Annotated in this window: 15 protein-coding genes; 10 read left to right on the forward strand and 5 right to left on the reverse strand. The window is 71.8% G+C overall.

Going from position 1 to position 16,646, the window contains the following annotated elements:
* Positions 1-96: 96 nt before the first annotated feature.
* Positions 97-1,101, forward strand: a complete 1,005-nt coding sequence (locus ACSQ11_RS09570) for a LacI family DNA-binding transcriptional regulator (RefSeq protein ID WP_436004901.1) — start codon at positions 97-99, stop codon at positions 1,099-1,101.
* Positions 1,098-2,138, forward strand: a complete 1,041-nt coding sequence (locus tag ACSQ11_RS09575; RefSeq protein WP_436004902.1) for a class I mannose-6-phosphate isomerase — start codon at positions 1,098-1,100, stop codon at positions 2,136-2,138. The genes ACSQ11_RS09570 and ACSQ11_RS09575 overlap by 4 nt, the downstream gene beginning before the upstream one ends.
* A 15-nt stretch (positions 2,139-2,153) precedes the next feature.
* Here ACSQ11_RS09575 and ACSQ11_RS09580 read toward each other — a convergent pair whose 3' ends face one another.
* Positions 2,154-2,375 carry an RNA-binding S4 domain-containing protein gene (locus ACSQ11_RS09580; protein ID WP_436004903.1) on the reverse strand — a complete coding sequence of 74 codons (222 nt, stop codon included), beginning with the start codon at positions 2,373-2,375 and terminating at the stop codon, positions 2,154-2,156.
* Between the two features lie 44 nt (positions 2,376-2,419).
* Between ACSQ11_RS09580 and ACSQ11_RS09585 the strand changes: the two genes are divergently transcribed.
* A complete protein-coding gene (locus ACSQ11_RS09585; RefSeq protein WP_436004904.1) occupies positions 2,420-3,109 on the forward strand; it encodes an aspartate/glutamate racemase family protein in 690 nt (229 codons plus the stop codon).
* A 114-nt stretch (positions 3,110-3,223) separates the two neighbouring features.
* Here the strand turns inward: ACSQ11_RS09585 and ACSQ11_RS09590 are convergent, their stop codons facing one another.
* A complete protein-coding gene (locus tag ACSQ11_RS09590) occupies positions 3,224-3,511 on the reverse strand; it encodes a WhiB family transcriptional regulator (protein ID WP_436004905.1) in 288 nt (95 codons plus the stop codon).
* A gap of 241 nt (positions 3,512-3,752) precedes the next feature.
* Between ACSQ11_RS09590 and guaB the strand changes: the two genes are divergently transcribed.
* A complete protein-coding gene (gene guaB / locus ACSQ11_RS09595; RefSeq protein WP_436006745.1) occupies positions 3,753-5,303 on the forward strand; it encodes an IMP dehydrogenase in 1,551 nt (516 codons plus the stop codon).
* Between the two features lie 48 nt (positions 5,304-5,351).
* Complete coding sequence (locus tag ACSQ11_RS09600) at positions 5,352-5,516, forward strand: hypothetical protein (RefSeq protein WP_436004906.1); 165 nt, start codon at positions 5,352-5,354, stop codon at positions 5,514-5,516.
* A gap of 3 nt (positions 5,517-5,519) precedes the next feature.
* On the opposite strand, the gene ACSQ11_RS09605 is transcribed toward ACSQ11_RS09600, so the two are convergent.
* Together ACSQ11_RS09605 and ACSQ11_RS09610 are read right to left on the reverse strand one after the other, a co-directional pair.
* On the reverse strand, positions 5,520-6,560 hold the full coding sequence (locus ACSQ11_RS09605; protein WP_436004907.1) for a P1 family peptidase: 1,041 nt from the start codon (positions 6,558-6,560) through the stop codon (positions 5,520-5,522).
* A gap of 103 nt (positions 6,561-6,663) precedes the next feature.
* Positions 6,664-8,295 carry a DHA2 family efflux MFS transporter permease subunit gene (locus tag ACSQ11_RS09610; RefSeq protein ID WP_436004908.1) on the reverse strand — a complete coding sequence of 544 codons (1,632 nt, stop codon included), beginning with the start codon at positions 8,293-8,295 and terminating at the stop codon, positions 6,664-6,666.
* Positions 8,296-8,437: 142 nt separating this feature from the next.
* Between ACSQ11_RS09610 and ACSQ11_RS09615 the strand changes: the two genes are divergently transcribed.
* The 5 genes from ACSQ11_RS09615 to ACSQ11_RS09635 all read left to right on the forward strand — a co-directional run bounded on the left by ACSQ11_RS09615 (position 8,438) and on the right by ACSQ11_RS09635 (position 14,742).
* A complete protein-coding gene (locus tag ACSQ11_RS09615; RefSeq protein WP_436004909.1) occupies positions 8,438-9,559 on the forward strand; it encodes a GuaB3 family IMP dehydrogenase-related protein in 1,122 nt (373 codons plus the stop codon).
* A gap of 86 nt (positions 9,560-9,645) precedes the next feature.
* On the forward strand, positions 9,646-11,238 hold the full coding sequence (locus ACSQ11_RS09620; RefSeq protein WP_436004910.1) for a succinic semialdehyde dehydrogenase: 1,593 nt from the start codon (positions 9,646-9,648) through the stop codon (positions 11,236-11,238).
* Positions 11,235-13,049, forward strand: coding sequence for a GMC oxidoreductase (locus ACSQ11_RS09625; protein ID WP_436004911.1), 1,815 nt, complete (start codon positions 11,235-11,237; stop codon positions 13,047-13,049). The genes ACSQ11_RS09620 and ACSQ11_RS09625 overlap by 4 nt, the downstream gene beginning before the upstream one ends.
* Before the next feature lie 26 nt (positions 13,050-13,075).
* A complete protein-coding gene (locus ACSQ11_RS09630) occupies positions 13,076-13,948 on the forward strand; it encodes an SDR family NAD(P)-dependent oxidoreductase (RefSeq protein WP_436004912.1) in 873 nt (290 codons plus the stop codon).
* Positions 13,945-14,742, forward strand: a complete 798-nt coding sequence (locus tag ACSQ11_RS09635; protein ID WP_436004913.1) for a 2-oxo acid dehydrogenase subunit E2 — start codon at positions 13,945-13,947, stop codon at positions 14,740-14,742. The genes ACSQ11_RS09630 and ACSQ11_RS09635 overlap by 4 nt, the downstream gene beginning before the upstream one ends.
* A 107-nt stretch (positions 14,743-14,849) precedes the next feature.
* Here the strand turns inward: ACSQ11_RS09635 and ACSQ11_RS09640 are convergent, their stop codons facing one another.
* A complete protein-coding gene (locus ACSQ11_RS09640; protein ID WP_436004914.1) occupies positions 14,850-16,643 on the reverse strand; it encodes an ABC transporter ATP-binding protein in 1,794 nt (597 codons plus the stop codon).
* Positions 16,644-16,646: the final 3 nt, after the last annotated feature.

Here is a 16,646-nt window from a genome sequence, read left to right on the forward strand (position 1 = left end):
CGTGGCGCTCGCGCCACATTGCCCCGCCCCACGCTTTTTGGTGAGATCGACCCTGTGACAGCGTTGTCAGGGAAGCGGACATCGGCGCGGCCGACCATGGCCGACGTCGCGGCGGAGGCCCACGTCTCCGTCAAGACGGTGTCGCGGGTCGTCAACCGTGAGCCGGGGGTGCGCCGCGACACCGAGCAGCGCGTGCGTGCGGTCATCGACCGCATCGGGTTCATGCGCCACGACGGCGCCCGGATCCTGCGACAGGGCCGGACCCAGACGATCGCCCTCGTCGTCGAGGACCTCGCGAACCCGTTCTACTCCCAGATCGGCGCCGCCGTGGAGCGGGAGGCGCGCATCCGCCAGTACCAGCTCATCACGGCCTCCGCCGAGGGCTCCCCGACCCGTGAGCGCGTCGTGCTCGAGGGCCTCATCAATCGACGCGTCGACGGCCTCGTCGTCGTCCCGGCGGGGGAGCGCCCGGCCACCGACCCGACGGTCGCGGCGAGCGGCACCCCGATCGTCTACGTCGACCGCCCGGTGCGCGGCGAGCCGTGCGACACCGTCATCAGCGACAACCCCGGTGGGGTCCGCAGTGCCGTCGAACACCTCGTCGCCAACGGGCACCGGCGGATCGCCTTCCTCGGTGACGACGCGGAGTTCTGGACGGCCCGCCAGCGGCGCGAGTCCTTCGTCGCGATCCACGACGCGCTCGGCCTGCCCGGCGACACGCGGATCGCCATGGGGCCGCACACCGTCGAGACGCTCGCGACCCGGCTCGACGCGTGGTCGCGCGAACGCACCCCCATCACCGCGGTCATCACCGGCAACAACCGCGTGACGCTCAACGCGCTTCACGCGATGCGTCAGGTGGGCATCGAGATGGGACTCGTCGGCTACGACGACTTCGAGCTCGCCGACCTCATCGAGCCCGCCGTCACCGTCGTCCACCAAGACCCCACCTCGATCGGGCAGAAGGCCGTCCTCCAGCTGTTCGCACGGCTCCTCGGCGACGAGTCGCCGGCCCAGACCGTCGTCATGCCCACCCGACTCGTCGTCCGCGAGTCGGGGCGGCTCCCCGCATCGCTTCGTGCACGGAAGGCACTCCCATGACCGACACCTCCACCACCACGAAGCCGGCCGCGACCGCCACGCTGGCAGCCAACACCCCCCATCGCTTCTACCGCGGTGGTGAGCGCATCCTCGCCTTCCGCGGACTGGAGGTCCCCGAGGACTTCGACGGCTACCGTCCCGAGGACTGGGTGGGCTCCACCGCCCGCCTCTTCGCCGAGGGCGGCGGGGGAGTGACGACCCTCGAGGGTGGGGTCGAGCTCCCCGACGCGTTCGCGTCCGACGCCCGCGGCTGGTTCGGCGAGGCGCACGTCGCGCGTTTCGGCGGGGACCCCAACCTGCTCACCAAGCTGCTCGACAGCGGCGAGCGCCTGCCGGTGCACTCGCACCCGAGCCGCGAGTTCGCGGCGGCCCACCTCGACTGCGACCACGGCAAGACCGAGGCGTGGATCGTCCTCGTCGCCGAACCGGGCGCGACCGTGTGGGTCGGCTTCCGCGACGAGCTCTCCGACGACGACCTCGCCGGGCTCGTCGACGCCCAGGACGAGCGGCTCCTGGCCGCGCTCAACCCGATCGAGGTCTCCGCCGGCGACTCCGTCCTCGTCCCCGCGGGCCAGCCCCACGCCATCGGCGAGGGCGTCCTCATCCTCGAGCTCCAGGAGCCCACCGACTTCTCGGTGATGCTCGAGCACGAGCGCTTCGGTCTCGAGCTCGACCACGCCTTCCTCGGTCTCGAGCGTCCGCTCGCCCTGCGCAGCGTCGACCACGGTCCCGTCGACACGGCCCGGCTCGCCTCGCTGCGCACCCGGTGGAGCGACGTCGAGGGCTCGGGCGCAGCACTCCCCGACGAGGCGAGCGCCTTCTTCCGGGCCGAGGTCGTGCGGCCGGTGACGGGCGCCGTCACGGTCGACGCGGCATACGCCGCCGTCGTCGTGGTCCGCGGCTCCGGAACGCTCACGACGAGGCACGGGGCACGCGAGGTGCGTGAGGGCGACGTGCTGCTCGTGCCGCACAGCGCCGGTGACGTCACCGTGGGCGGGGACGTCACCCTCATCCGGTGCATGCCGCCCGCCCCCTGACGCGGACTCCGTGGATCAGCTCTCGGCAACGACCGCGAAGGTCTCGCCGGCGTAGGTGACCGTGTCGCCGGGCCGCACCTGGCGGCCGCGGCGTGTGTCGACCTCGCCGTTGACCTCGACCTCGCCGGCCTCGATGACCGCACGCGCGTCGGCGCCGTCCTCGACGACCGAGGCGAACTTGAGGAGCTGGCCGAGCCTGATGCTCTCGCCGGCGATGGGGATCTCGATGGGGGTCACGCGGCAAGGATAGGTGTCCGGCTCGGTGGCCTAGGGTGCGAGGCATGCGCATGCTGGGAGTCCTGGGCGGGATGAGCTGGACGAGCACGGAGAGCTACTACCGGCTCCTCAACCGCGGGGTGGCGGACCGGCTCGGCGGGCTGCACTCGGCCCGGCTGCTCCTGCACAGCGTCGACTTCGCACCGGTCGCCCGGGCGCAGCACGACGGCGACTGGGACGCCACCCTCGCCGTGCTCGCCGAGGCCGCGAGGGGTCTGGAGCGCGGTGGCGCCGAGGCTCTCCTGCTCGCCACCAACACGATGCACAAGCTCGCCGAGGAGCTCGAGAAGGGCTGCGGCCTGCCGCTGCTGCACATCGCGGACGCCACGGCCGACGCGATCCTCGCCGACGGTCTGGACCGGGTGGGGCTGCTCGCGACCGCCTTCACGATGGAGCAGGACTTCTACACCGGCCGGCTCGCGGGCAAGGGCCTCGACGTGCTCGTGCCCGACGAGGGACAGCGCGCCGAGGTCCACCGGATCATCTACGACGAGCTGTGCCTCGACGTCGTGCGTGACGAGTCGCGCGAGGTCTACCGCGAGGTCATCACCTCGCTGGTCGACCGAGGTGCCCGTGCGGTCATCCTCGGGTGCACCGAGATCTCACTGCTCGTCTCGCAGGAGGACAGCAGCGTCCCCCTCTACGACAGCACCCGCATCCATGCGGATGCGGGTGTGTCGTTCATGCTCGGGTGACCGGGACTTCACACCCTGATCCGGCCCGGTCACCCGGCACGATGTGCCGGGTGTCTGAGAATGTCCCTGGTCACTCCCAGTCACCCGGCGGTCGATCACTCGCGGCGAGGTCGGTCAGCTCGCGAGCTCACGTCTGTTGATGACCCGGATCCGTTCGTCCTCGGTCATGCCGCCCCACACCCCGTAGGGCTCACGGGAGGCGAGGGCGTGCTCACGGCAGCGCCGCAGCACGGGGCAGCTGTCGCACACGGCCTTGGCCCGGTCGTCACGGCTGCGACGCTGGTTGCCGCGCTCGCCCTCGGGGTGGAAGAAGACCTCGGGGCTGACCTGACGGCAGTGACCCTCGAACTGCCACTCCCAGACGTCGAGCGTCGGCTTGGGCAGTCGTGCGATGTCAGTCATGACCCCTCCTGTCCGCTGCGTACCGAGTCCTCGGCACGCTCTCGTGGCCGCACCCCTCGTGGGCACAGTCAGGCTAGGAACCAGTTGGCAAGATCCGGGTCAGTGCGGAGTAAGAAGTTGGCAAAATCAGGGCGCCGGATGCCGGTTCGGCCCTTCGGGGCCGCTGCCCTAGAATCGGTGGATGAGCCTTGGTGTCGACCGCCCCACCCACCTCGAGGCCGAAGCCGCCGCTCCGGCGCCGATGACCACCCCGCCCCCCGCGGTGAGCGCAGCGCCCGAGCTGGGCACGTCCGGCCTCCCCGCCCCCTTCGCCGAGCTCGGCCTCACCTACGACGACGTCCTGCTCCAGCCGGGCGAGACCGACGTCATCCCGAGCGAGGTCGACACGACGTCGCGGCTCACCCGTGAGATCAGCCTGCGGGTGCCGCTCATCTCTGCCGCGATGGACACCGTGACCGAGGCCCGCATGGCCATCGCCATGGCCCGCCAGGGTGGTCTCGGGATCCTGCACCGCAACCTCTCGATCGAGGACCAGGCCTACCAGGTCGACCTCGTCAAGCGGACCCAGACAGGTCGCATCTCCAACCCCGTGACGATCGGCCCCGACGCCACGCTCGAGGAGCTCGACGAGCAGTGCGGCCGCTACCGCGTCTCGGGCCTTCCGGTCGTCGACGCCGGCATGCACCTCCTCGGCATCGTCACCAACCGCGACCTGCGCTTCACCCCGGTCGCGGAGTGGGGGACGACGCTCGTGCGCGACGTCATGACCCACTCGCCGCTCATCACCGGTCGTGAGGACATCAGCCATGACGAGGCCACGAGCCTGCTGCGCCAGCACAAGCGCGAGCGCCTGCCGCTCGTCGACGGCGAGGGTCGTCTCACAGGGCTCATCACCGTCAAGGACTTCGTCAAGTCCGAGCAGTTCCCGCACGCGAGCAAGGACGGCTCCGGCCGCCTCCTCGTCGGTGCGGCCGTCGGCTACTTCGGTGAGGCCTGGCAGCGCGCCACGACCCTCATCGAGGCCGGTGTCGACGTCCTCGTCGTCGACACGGCCCACGGTCACGCGCGCCTCCTGCTCGAGATGATCGAGCGCCTCAAGAAGGACCCGGCCACCCGGCACGTCCAGATCATCGGCGGCAACATCGCCACCCGCAGCGGCGCCCAGGCGCTCATCGACGCAGGCGTCGACGGCGTCAAGGTCGGGGTCGGCCCCGGCTCGATCTGCACCACCCGTGTCGTCGCAGGTGTCGGCGTCCCGCAGGTCACCGCGATCCACAACGCCGCCCAGGCGTGCGGCCCGGCCGGCATCCCGCTCATCGGCGACGGTGGCCTCCAGTACTCCGGCGACATCGCCAAGGCGCTGGTCGCCGGCGCCGACTCCGTGATGATCGGCTCGCTCTTCGCCGGCTGCGAGGAGTCGCCCGGCGAGCTCGTCTTCATCAACGGCAAGCAGTTCAAGGCCTACCGCGGCATGGGCTCGCTCGGCGCCATGAGCTCGCGCGGCAAGAAGTCGTACTCCAAGGACCGCTACTTCCAGGCCGATGTCACGAGCGACGACCAGATCGTGCCCGAGGGCATCGAGGGGCAGGTCGCCTACCGCGGACCGGTCGGCGCCGTCGCGCACCAGCTCATCGGCGGCCTGCACCAGTCGATGTTCTACGTCGGCGCGCGCACCGTGCCGGACCTCAAGGCCAAGGGCCGCTTCGTCCGGATCACCACCGCGGGTCTCAAGGAGAGCCACCCGCACGACATCTCGGGCATCGTCGAGGCGCCGAACTACTCCTCGCGCTGAGGGTTCGTGCGTCACACTGGGTGCACCAGCGGACGCAGGAGGGCGCAGATGGCCGACACCGGGACCTCGAGGGACCTCGAGCAGAGGGTGCACGTCGACCTGCCGCGCATCACGGTCGACCAGATGACGACCTCTCAGGACGTCACGCCGCCGCCGGACCCCACGGGTGGTCAGGACGTCGACACGGAGTTCATGATCCGCCACTTCGGCTGAGCCTCAGCCGGCGGTGAGCCGGTCGCGCCACGACGACAGGGCGGCCCCTCCCTCGGCGGCGCGGTCGACGGACGTCGCGGCGAGCATCGCGTGCCCGATGGCGCGGGTGACGCAGTCGGCTGCCACTGCCTGGATCCGGACCAGGTCGAGCTCGCTCGGCGCTGCGACCTCACCCGTCGCGAGGGTGAAGATCGCGTCGCCGTCGTATGCCGTGTGCACCGGTGACAGGGCCCGCGCGAGTCCGTCGTGGCTCACCTCGGCGAGCTTGCGGCACTGCACCTTGGTCAGCGTGGCGTCCGTGGCCACGACACCGATGGTCGTGGCGGTTCCCGCGCGCAGTGCCTCGAACGCGGCGTCCTGCTCGTCCCAGTGGGCTCTCACGAGAGCCGGGTCGGGTGCGGGCACGTCGGCGAACTCGTCCGCGAGACCGGAGCGGACGGCATACAGGCTGCCGTCGGCAGCGCAGGGTGAGCCCATCGCGTTGACGACAACGAGCGCGCCGACGGTCACGCCGTCGACGACGGCGCTCGCCGTGCCGACTCCGCCGCGCAGCCCGCCGGAGCGGGCACCGGTGCCGGCGCCGACCGAGCCCTGCGCCACCGCACCGTCACGCGCCTCGCGCCAGGCCCGAGCGCCGTCCTCGGCCCCGGGCGCGTTCTCGAAGACGCCACCCCGGGCGAGGTCGAAGACGACCGCGGCAGGGACGATCGGGACCACCTGCGTGGGTTCGCCGACCGGCCAGCCCAGCCCGGCGGCATACGCCTCCCGCATGACGCCGTCCGCAGTCGCGAGGCCGAACGCGCTGCCGCCCGAGAGGACGACGGCATCGACCCGGTCGACCGAGCACGTGGGGGAGAGGAGGTCGGTCTCTCGGGTGCCGGGCGCGCCGCCGCGGACGTCGACGCCGCCGACCGCGCCCTCGGGCGGGACGACGACCGTGACGCCGGTGAGCCAGCCGGGCTCGTCGCGGGTGACGTGGCCGACGCGTACGCCACCGACGTCGGTGAGGGCGTTGTGCGGTCCGGGACGCGGTGCCTGCATCATGCCCCCAGCATGCCGACCCCAGAACGACTTATTGCCCGTGTGGGCGTCCTTGAGGGTCGGCGCGCCGACCGCTCAAGGGCCCACACGGGCAATAAGTCGAACCTCAGTGGAGGATGACCGGAGGAGCGACCTGGGCGGCGTCCTCGTCGTCGAGCAGGTGGCTCTCCTCGTGCTTGCGCGGCAGGAAGGCCGCGGAGACGAGGGTGAAGGCGACCATGATCGCGGCGACGAGGAAGGTGTCACCGAAGACCTCACCCATGTTGTGGCGCACCGCGTCGAGCAGGGCGGCCTGACCGGCGGCCGGGTCCTGGAACCTGCCGAGGATCTCGGCGACGGCCGGGAACTTCTCGAGCAGCCCGCCCACCTGCGACGGGTCGACCTTGGCGGACTCCTCACCGAACGCGCGCGCCTGCGAGACGAGGCGGTCGTTGTTGAGGCCGTTGGTGAGGACGACCGAGATGATCGCGACACCGATGGAGCTCGCGACCTGCTGGCTGATGTTGAGCAGCGTCGAACCGCGGGCCACCTGGTGCGCCGTGAGCGTCTTGATGGCCGAGGTCATGAGCGGCATCATCGTCGCGCCCATGCCGAGGCCCATGACGAAGAGCACCGGGATGAGGTAGCCCCAGTAGGACGTGTCGGCGTCGACCTGGGTCAGCGCGAACATGCCGCCGGTGATGATCGCGAGACCGAACGGCACGATCCGGCCGACCGGCATCTTGTCGGCGAGCGCGCCGGCGATCGGCATCGTCAGCATGGCGCCGATGCCCTGCGGGGCCACGAGGAGGCCGGCGTCGAGCGCGCCCTCGCCACGGACCTGCTGGAGGTAGGTCGGGACGAGGAGCAGGCCGCCGAAGAAGGCGCCCGCGAAGATGAACATCGTGATGATCGAGACGGTGAGGTTCTTGTTCTTGAACAGCCGCAGGTCGAGCAGCGGGTGCTCGGGGCGGAAGCTGTGGAACACGAACGCCACCATGAGCGCGATGCCGACGCCGGCGAAGCCGAGGACCTTGGGCGAGGCGAAGGTGCCCTCGTCGGGGATCGAGGAGACGCCGTAGAGGAACGAGGCCAGACCCGGGCTCATGAGCGCCATGCCGAGGAAGTCGAAGGACTCGGTCGGCTCGGGGTTGTCCTTGGGCAGGGCCCACGCGGCGTACGCGAGGGCGGCGACGCCCAGCGGCAGGTTGATGAGGAAGATCCAGTGCCACGACACCTTGTCGATGAGCCAGCCACCGAGGATCGGGCCACCGATCGGGCCGAGGAGCATCGGCACACCGAGGATGGCCATGAGGCGGCCCATGCGGGCGGGGCCCGCGGCGCGGGTCATGATCGTCATGCCGAGCGGCATGAGGAGGCCACCACCGAGACCCTGCACGACGCGGAAGAGGATGAGCAGGTTGATGCTCGTCGCCGCGGCGCAGAGGACGGACCCGAGGGTGAAGAGGAGCAGCGCGAGCATGTAGAGGCGCTTGGTGCCGAAGCGGTCGGCCGCCCAGCCGGTCAGCGGGATGACCGTGGCGAGGGCGAGCGTGTAGGCCGTGACCGTCCACGCGACCGTGGCGTACGGCAGCGGGTTGTCGGCACCCGTGAAGGTGACCTGGAGGTCCGGCAGCGCGACGTTGACGACCGTGATGTCGAGGATCGACATGATGGCGCCGAGGACGACGACACCCGCGATCTTGAGGACGGCACCGTCGATCTTGTCGGGGTACTCGGTGTGGGCAGGACTGGACACGGGGGAAGGACTCCTCAGAGCAATGGGTGGTGTGGTCGGCTCCATTGCCGGCGCGCGGGAACACCCGCACCGAGCATTGTGCTCCGCCCCCAACCTTCGACGCCAGTCCGTTATTCCTCGGGCGCGTGGGTAGGCTCCGGGGGTGAACGAGATCGAGATCGGACGTGGCAAGCGGGCCAGGCGCGCGTACTCCTTCGACGACATCGCCGTGGTGCCGTCGCGCCGCACGCGCGACCCCGAGGAGGTCTCGGTGGGGTGGCAGATCGACGCCTACCACTTCGACCTGCCGGTCATCGGAGCCCCGATGGACTCGGTGATGTCCCCCGAGACGGCGGTGGCGTTCGGCAAGCATGGCGGTCTGCCCGTGCTCGACCTCGAGGGCCTGTGGACCCGCTACGAGGACCCGGCGCCGCTGCTCGCCGAGATCGCCACGCTCGAGCCGGCGCTCGCGACCGCGCGGATGCAGGAGATCTACCAGGCCGACATCGTCCCCGAGCTCATCGTCGAGCGGCTGCGCGCGATCCGTGACGCCGGTGTCACCGTCGCCGGCGCGCTCACCCCGCAGCGCACCCAGCAGCTCTGGAAGACCGTCGTGGACGCGGGTGTCGACCTCTTCGTCATCAGGGGCACGACGGTCTCGGCCGAGCACGTGTCGAGCCGGGCCGAGCCGCTCAACCTCAAGCGCTTCATCTACGAGCTCGACGTGCCCGTCATCGTCGGTGGCGCGGCGTCGTACTCCGCCGCGCTGCACCTCATGCGCACCGGCGCGGCCGGCGTGCTCGTCGGCTTCGGTGGTGGTGCCGCGCACACGACGCGTCGCACGCTCGGGATCCACGCGCCGATGGCCTCGGCGATTGCCGACGTCGCTGCCGCCCGCCGCGACTACCTCGACGAGAGCGGCGGCCGCTACGTCCACGTCATCGCCGACGGCGGTGTCGGCACGAGCGGCGACATCGTCAAGGCCGTCGCCTGCGGTGCCGACGCCGTGATGCTCGGCGCAGCCCTCGCCCGGGCCACCGAGGCGCCGGGCCGCGGCTTCCACTGGGGCCCCGAGGCGCACCACTCCGAGCTGCCGCGCGGCGAGCGCGTCGAGGTCGGCGCCGTGGCCTCGCTCGAGGAGGTCCTGTTCGGCCCGAGCAAGGTGGCCGACGGCACGACCAACCTCGTCGGTGCCCTGCGCCGCGCCATGGCCACGACCGGCTACACCGAGCTCAAGGACTTCCAGCGGGTCGAGGTCGTCGTCGCGCCCTACGAGGGCGGCTGACCCGGCCCGTTCCTGAACGCGGGGGTGGGGCGCAGGTCTCACCGTCGTCCCTGTTCTGCGGGCCGCGCGGAGGTTACTCTGGGGTAATGGCCGACGTCATCGCAGACCCGGAGCTGGACCCCACCGCCACGTATGCCGTGGACCCGAGCCGCGCACGCAGGCTCGCCTCCCGCGTCGTCGCGAGTCCCGGGGCGGAGCAGCACGTGAGCCACACGCCGATGACCGGTGCGCCCCTCGCCTCGCTGCCCGTCTCGTCGCCGCAGGACGTCTCGGTCGCCGTCGCGACGGCCCGGGTGGCCCAGCGCGCCTGGTCCCGCACCAGCCTGTCGCAGCGGGCCAAGATCCTGCTTCGCTTCCACGACCTCGTGCTGGACCACCAGGTCGAGCTCCTCGACCTCATCCAGCTCGAGAGCGGCAAGACGCGCCACGACGCCTTCGCCGAGATCGCCGACACGGCCAACACCGCACGCCACTACGCCCGGCGCGCCCCGTCCTACCTCAAGGACGAGCACCCCATGGGGGTCTTCCCGCTGCTGACCCAGACGGTGGTGAGCCACCTCCCCAAGGGCGTCGTCGGCATCGTCTCGCCGTGGAACTTCCCGCTCATCCTCGCGATCACCGACGCCCTCCCGGCCCTCATGGCCGGCAACGCCGTCGTGCTACGCCCTGACCAGCAGACGTCGCTCACGGCGCTCGCGGCCCACGAGCTGCTCGTCGAGGCTGGGCTGCCCGAAGGTGTGCTCCAGGTCGTGCTCGGACCGGGGTCCACCACTGGTCAGGCGGTCGTCGACCAGGCCGACTACGTCTGCTACACCGGCTCCACTCCCACCGGCCGCACCGTCGGCGTGGCCGCTGCGCAGCGCCTCGTCGGCTTCAGCCTCGAGCTCGGCGGCAAGAACTCGATGTACGTCGCGGCCGACGCGGACGTCTCCAAGGCCGTGTCGGGTGCGCTCCGCGCCTGCTTCAACGGTGCCGGGCAGGTCTGCATCAGCGCCGAGCGCTTGCTCGTCCACCGCGACGTCCACGCGGAGTTCGTCACGTCGTTCGTCGAGGCGGTTGAGGAGATGCGGCTCAGCACCGCGCTCGAGTACGGGCCCGACATGGGCTCCCTCGTCGGGCAGGCCCAGCTCGACACCGTGACCCGGCACGTCGACGACGCGCGGGCCAAGGGTGCCATCGTGCTCGCCGGTGGTCGCGCTCGGCCCGACATCGGCCCGTTCGTCTACGAGCCCACCGTGCTCACCGGGGTCACCGCCGAGATGGAGTGCCGCGACGGCGAGACGTTCGGGCCGGTCGTGTCGCTCTACGAGGTCGACTCCGACGAGCAGGCCATCGAGCTTGCCAACGACACCGAGTACGGCCTCAACGCGTCGGTGTGGAGCCGCGACGTGCGCCGCGCCCGCCGGATCGCCTCGCGCATCCGCACCGGCACGGTGAACATCAACGACGGCTTCATCCCCGCGTGGGCGAGCACCGGCGCGCCGATGGGTGGCATGAAGGCCTCGGGGATCGGCCGGCGCCACGGTCGCGAGGGCATCCTCAAGTACACCGAGAGCCAGAACGTCACCGCGCAGCACGGTCTCGCCCCGCTGGCGACGATCCCCGGCGTCTCGCAGGAGACCTACACCAAGGGGCTCACTCTTGCGCTGCGCGCCATGAAGGGCGTGGGGCTGCGGTGACGCGGACCGACCCCGACGTCGGCAGCCCTGCACCCTCCGAGGCTCCGGCCGTCGATCGTGACGTCGACGTCGACGTCGTCGTCATCGGGACCGGGTTCGGCGGTGCGGTGGCCGCCCTGCGACTGGCCGAGAAGGGCTACACGGTGCACATGCTCGAGGCGGGTCGCCGGTTCGAGGACGAGGACTTCGCGCGCACCTCGTGGGACCTGCGCAACTACCTCTGGGCGCCGGCCCTCGGCTGCTACGGGATTCAGCGGATCCACCGGCTGCCCGACGTCATGATCCTCGCGGGTGCCGGGGTGGGTGGCGGCTCACTCAACTACGCCAACACGCTCTACGTGCCGCCCCCGGCGTTCTTCCGCGACCAGCAGTGGGGCCACATCACCGACTGGGCCGACGAGCTGGCGCCGCACTACGAGACCGCGTCGGCGATGCTCGGGGTCGTCGAGAACCCGTGCGAGGGCCCGGTCGAGCAGATCTGGCGCGAGGCCGCCGCCGACATGGGGGTGCCCGAGAGCTTCCGCAAGGCGCCCGTCGGCGTCTTCTTCGGAGAGCCGGGCGTCGAGGTCGAGGACCCGTACTTCGGTGGCGCCGGGCCGCGACGCACCGGCTGCGTCGAGTGCGGCAACTGCATGGTCGGCTGTCGCCACGGGGCCAAGAACACGTTGCGCAAGAACTACCTCCACCTCGCCGAGGCCCTCGGTGTCGTCATCGAGCCGATGCGCACGGTGACCCGGCTGGGAGTCGTGCCGGGAAGCGACGGTGCGGACCCGGCATACGGGAACGGCGGAGCCGTCCACCGGGTGCTGCACGAGCGCACCGGACCGGTCCGCGGCCGGGACGCGCGGGTCATCACCGCGCGGCACGTCGTCGTCGCCGGCGGCACCTGGGGAACGCAGTCGCTGCTCCACGCGATGCGCGACGAGGGTGAGCTGCCGCGGATCTCGGAGCGCCTCGGCCACCTCACGCGCACCAACAGCGAGGCGTTGCTCGGCGCGATGACGCAGCACCCACAGCCCGAGGCCGGACTCGCCGAGGGAGTCGCCATCACGGCGTCGTTCCACCCGGACGAGCACACGCACGTCGAGAACGTGCGCTACGGGCCGGGCTCCAACGCGATGGGGCTGCTCACGACCCTCATGGTGCCCGGCGAGACGAGGTGGCCGCGCCCGGTGCAGTTCCTCATCGAGCTGGCTCGCGAGCCACAGGCGCTGCTCAGGCAGTTCCCGATGACGACGCGGTGGAGCGAGCGCACGATCATCGGGCTGGTCATGCAGTCGCGCGACAACTCGCTGCGGGTGTCGGGCCGGCGTGGGCTGTTCGGCCGACGGCGGCTCACCTCGCAGCAGGGCCACGGCGATCCGAACCCGACCTACATCAAGGAGGGCCACGACTCCATGCGAGCCGTGGCGCAGCGGCTCCGGGAGGTGACCGGCGACTACACCGTGGCCGGTGGGACCTGGGGTGAGGTGTTCGACGTGCCCCTCACCGCGCACTTCCTCGGTGGCGTGGCGATCAGCGAGAGCCCGACGAGCGGTGTCATCGACCCCTACCACCGCCTCTGGGGCCACCCGGACATCTCCGTCGTCGACGGGTCCGCGGTCTCGGCCAACCTCGGGGTCAACCCGTCGCTGACGATCACCGCGCAGGCGGAGCGGGCGATGTCGCTGTGGCCCAACAAGGGTGATGCCGACCAGCGCCCCGCGCAGGGTGAGGACTACCGACGGCTCGACCCGGTGCCCGCGGCCCACCCCGCCGTGCCCGAGGTGCGCCGGGTCGATCTCGGTATGCCGGCGCTGCAGACGGTCTGAGCGCTGCGGTCCCGCAGACTGTGACGGTGCGACTCTCCGGCAGACATGTCCTCCTCACCGGCGCGACCGGCTCCCTCGGTCGACCCCTGGCCCGTGAGCTGGCCCGCCGCGGAGCCCGGGTCACCGTGGTCGCCCGCGGGCTCGGGCCACTGCTCGAGCTCGCCGACGAGGTCAGGGGACATGCCGTCCCGGCGGACCTCACCGACCTCGCGTCGCTGCCCGACGTCGTGGCCGCCGCCGTGGCGGAGCAGGGACAGGTGGACGTGCTCGTGCACAACGCCGGGGTCGAGGCGGTCGGGCCCTTCGCGCACGCCGGTACGGGTGACGTCGAGCGGACGGTTGCCCTCAACATCGCCGCTCCGCTCGAGCTGACGCGGCTGGTCCTGCCCGCGATGATCGCCCGCGACAGCGGGTCCGTCGTGGCGATGTCCTCCCTGTCCGCGGTCGCCACCTTCCCCGGCCTGTCGCTCTACGGCGCCACGAAGGCCGCCCTGTCGGCGTCGATGGCCGGGCTGCGGCTCGAGCTGCGCGGCACGCGAGTGCGGACGCTGACCGTCGAGATCGGCCCGGTGGCCTCGTCGATGATGGACCGGATCGTCGAGGACCCGACGTCGGCAGCGGCCTTCGCGAGGGCGCGCCGCACCCGGGTCCTGCATGACCTCGAGCCGGCCGACGTGGCCAGGTCCGTCGTCGCGGCCATCGAGGCAGGGCGCCCCCGTCTCACCCTGCCGAGGCGGGCGGCAGCGCTCGCCGGGCTGTCGCACGCACCACGAGCCGTCGTCCGCGCGGCCCTCACCGGGGTCGCGCACGTCACGCACGCCGCGCCCGCCGCGCCCATTGCACTCGTCGCGCCCGCCGATCCCGTCGCCCGGCCCGCGTCCGACGGGACGACGGGATGAGCCCGCGCAGCGTGCGCCGCAAGATCGCCGTCGCGACCTGGCGCGCGCCCTCGGAGGGCCGGATCTCGGCGCGGGTCGAGGTCGACGTGTCGGCCGTGCTCGACCACGTCGACCGGCTGCGGTCCGAGCACGGGGTCCGGGTGACCCTGACCCACGTCGTCGGCGCCGCCCTCGGACGGGCCATGCGCGAGGTGCCCGAGGCCAGGGCGCGGGTGGTGTTCGGGCGGATCGTCCCGATCGAGGACTGCACGGTCGCCTTCGCGGTCGACATCGACGACGGCGCCGATCTGGCACCCGTGCGCGTCCACGACGTCGACCGCCTCACCACCGCGGAGGTCGCCCGAGCCGTTGAGAAGGGTGCGCGCGACCTTCGTGCCGGTGAGGATCGCGCGTTCCGTCGGTCGAGCACGATCCTGCGAGCGCTCCCCGTCGCGGCCATGCGCCCGGCCGTGGGGCTGGCGAGCGTGGTGACCGGCGGCCTGGGTCGCGGCTTCGTCGGGCAGCCCGGACGGCCCCTCGGGACGGCCTTCGTCTCCAACGTCGGAAGCCTCGGGCTCGACGAGGCGCACCTGGCCGCGGTGCCTTTCGCGCGCGTGCCCGTCTATCTCGCGGTCGGCGCCGTGCGGGACCGTCCCGTGGTCGTCGACGGCGAGGTCGTCGTCCGTCCCACGGTCGTCCTCGTCGCAACCGCCGACCACCGGATCGTCGACGGCGTCCACGCGGGGATGCTTCAGAGGGCGCTGCTGCGTCATCTGTCGGACCCGGCCGGCATGGACGTGCCCGCGCGTCCCTGAGGTTCGCCTGCCCTCCCAGAGCGTGGGACCCGGTCCCTCAGTCCGCCCACGCAGAGCGTGGGACCCGATCCCTCAGTCCGCTCACGCAGAGCGTGGGACCCGGTCCCTCAGTCCTCGTCTCTCCACGCGCGCCACAGCGCGGCGTACGCGCCGTCTCGCGCGATGAGCTCGTCGTGGGTGCCGAGCTCGGTGATCCGGCCGTCCTCGACGACACAGACCCGGTCGGCGTCGTATGCCGTGTGCAGCCGGTGCGCGACCGCGACGACGGTGCGGCCCTGCGTCACCGCCGCGAGCGAGCGCTCGAGGTGGCGCGCGGCGCGAGGGTCGAGCAGCGAGGTCGCCTCGTCGAGGACGAGGGTGTGCGGGTCGGCCAGGACGAGCCGGGCGAGGGCGAGCTGCTGCGCCTGGGCCTCGGTGAGGACGTGCCCACCCGAGCCCACGGTGGTGTCGAGACCGTCGGGCAGTGCCCGGACCCAGCCGGCCGCGTCGACCGCGTCGAGCGCGGCATACACGTCGTCGTCGGAGGCGGACGGGCGCGGGAGGCGGAGGTTCTCACCCACGGTGCCGACGAAGACGTGGTGCTCCTGGGTCACGAGCGCGACCTCCCCGCGCAACGTGGGCAGGGTGAGATCGACGAGCGGGACGCCACCGACGGTGACGCGGCCCGTGCGGGGGCCGTCGATGCCGGCCATGAGCCGGCCGAGCGTCGACTTGCCGGCGCCGGACGGCCCGACGATCGCGAGCCGCTCACCGGGTCGCAGGGTCAGTGAGACACCGTGGAGGACGTCGCGCCCCTCGCGGTAGGAGTAGCGGACGTCCTCGACCTCGATCGTCTCGCCGAGCGGCTCCTCGCCGGTGGCGACGCGGTCGGGTGGCACCTCGCCGACACCGAGGACACGCGACAGCGAGGTCGCGGCGAACTGGATCTCGTCGAGCCAGCTGATGAGGTCGCCGAGAGGGTCGAGCATCTGCTGGATGTAGAGGGTGACCGCGGTGGCGGCGCCGATCGAGATGTGGCCGTTCCAGGCGAGCCAGCCGCCCCAGAGCACGGACACGGCGATGGGGAGGAAGAAGCCGATCTCCAGCCACGGGAACCATCGCAGCCGCAGCCCGACGCCGACCCGCTCGGCACGACCCGCCTCGTCGAGCGCGTCGTCGAACCGGGCGGCGCGCTCGGACGAGAGCCCGAGGTTGTCCATGGTGCGCAGACCGTCGATGGTCTCGGCGCCGACGGAGTTGAGCCGGGCATAGCTCGCGTGCTCCCAGAGGTAGACCCGACCGGCGCGCCTGAGGTACCAGCGGCTCGAGGGGACGTGGACGAGCAGCGGCGTGAGGAGCGCCAGGGCCGCGAGCGGCGAGGTGATGACGGCGGCGACGACCGTGGCGGTGACCGTCATGACGGACACGACGATCGCCGGGATCCCGAACCGGATGACGTGGGTCATCGCGTCGATGTCGTTGGTCGTGCGGGCGACGAGGTCGCCGGTGCCCGCGCGCTCGAGCGTCGACAGGGGCAGGCGGACGGCGTCGCGCACGAAGTCCTCACGCAGACGCGCGAACACGTGCTCGGACAGGATGAACGCCGCCCGGCGGGCGAGCCAGGTGAGCACGGTCTGGGCGAGGATCGCGGCGACGAGCACGGCGATGAGGAGGTCGATCCGACGCAGGCTGGCGGCGCGGGTCCCGGAGCGGGTGACCTCCTCGACGACCTGCCCGACGACCCACGGGCCGACGAGCCCGACGAGCGCGGCGAGGCCGTGGAGGGCGAGGACCCAGAGGAGTGGGCGCCGGTGGTCGCGCAGCAGGACCCGCGTGTGGGCGACGACGGTCTGGCGGCTCGCGATGGGCAGCGAACGCTTGGCGTGGTCGGTCTCGCCGATCTGGGTGAGGATCGGGGTCATCGG

Origin of the sequence: Knoellia sp. LjRoot47 (genome assembly GCF_964253435.1) — a bacterium.
GTDB lineage: Bacteria > Actinomycetota > Actinomycetes > Actinomycetales > Dermatophilaceae > Knoellia.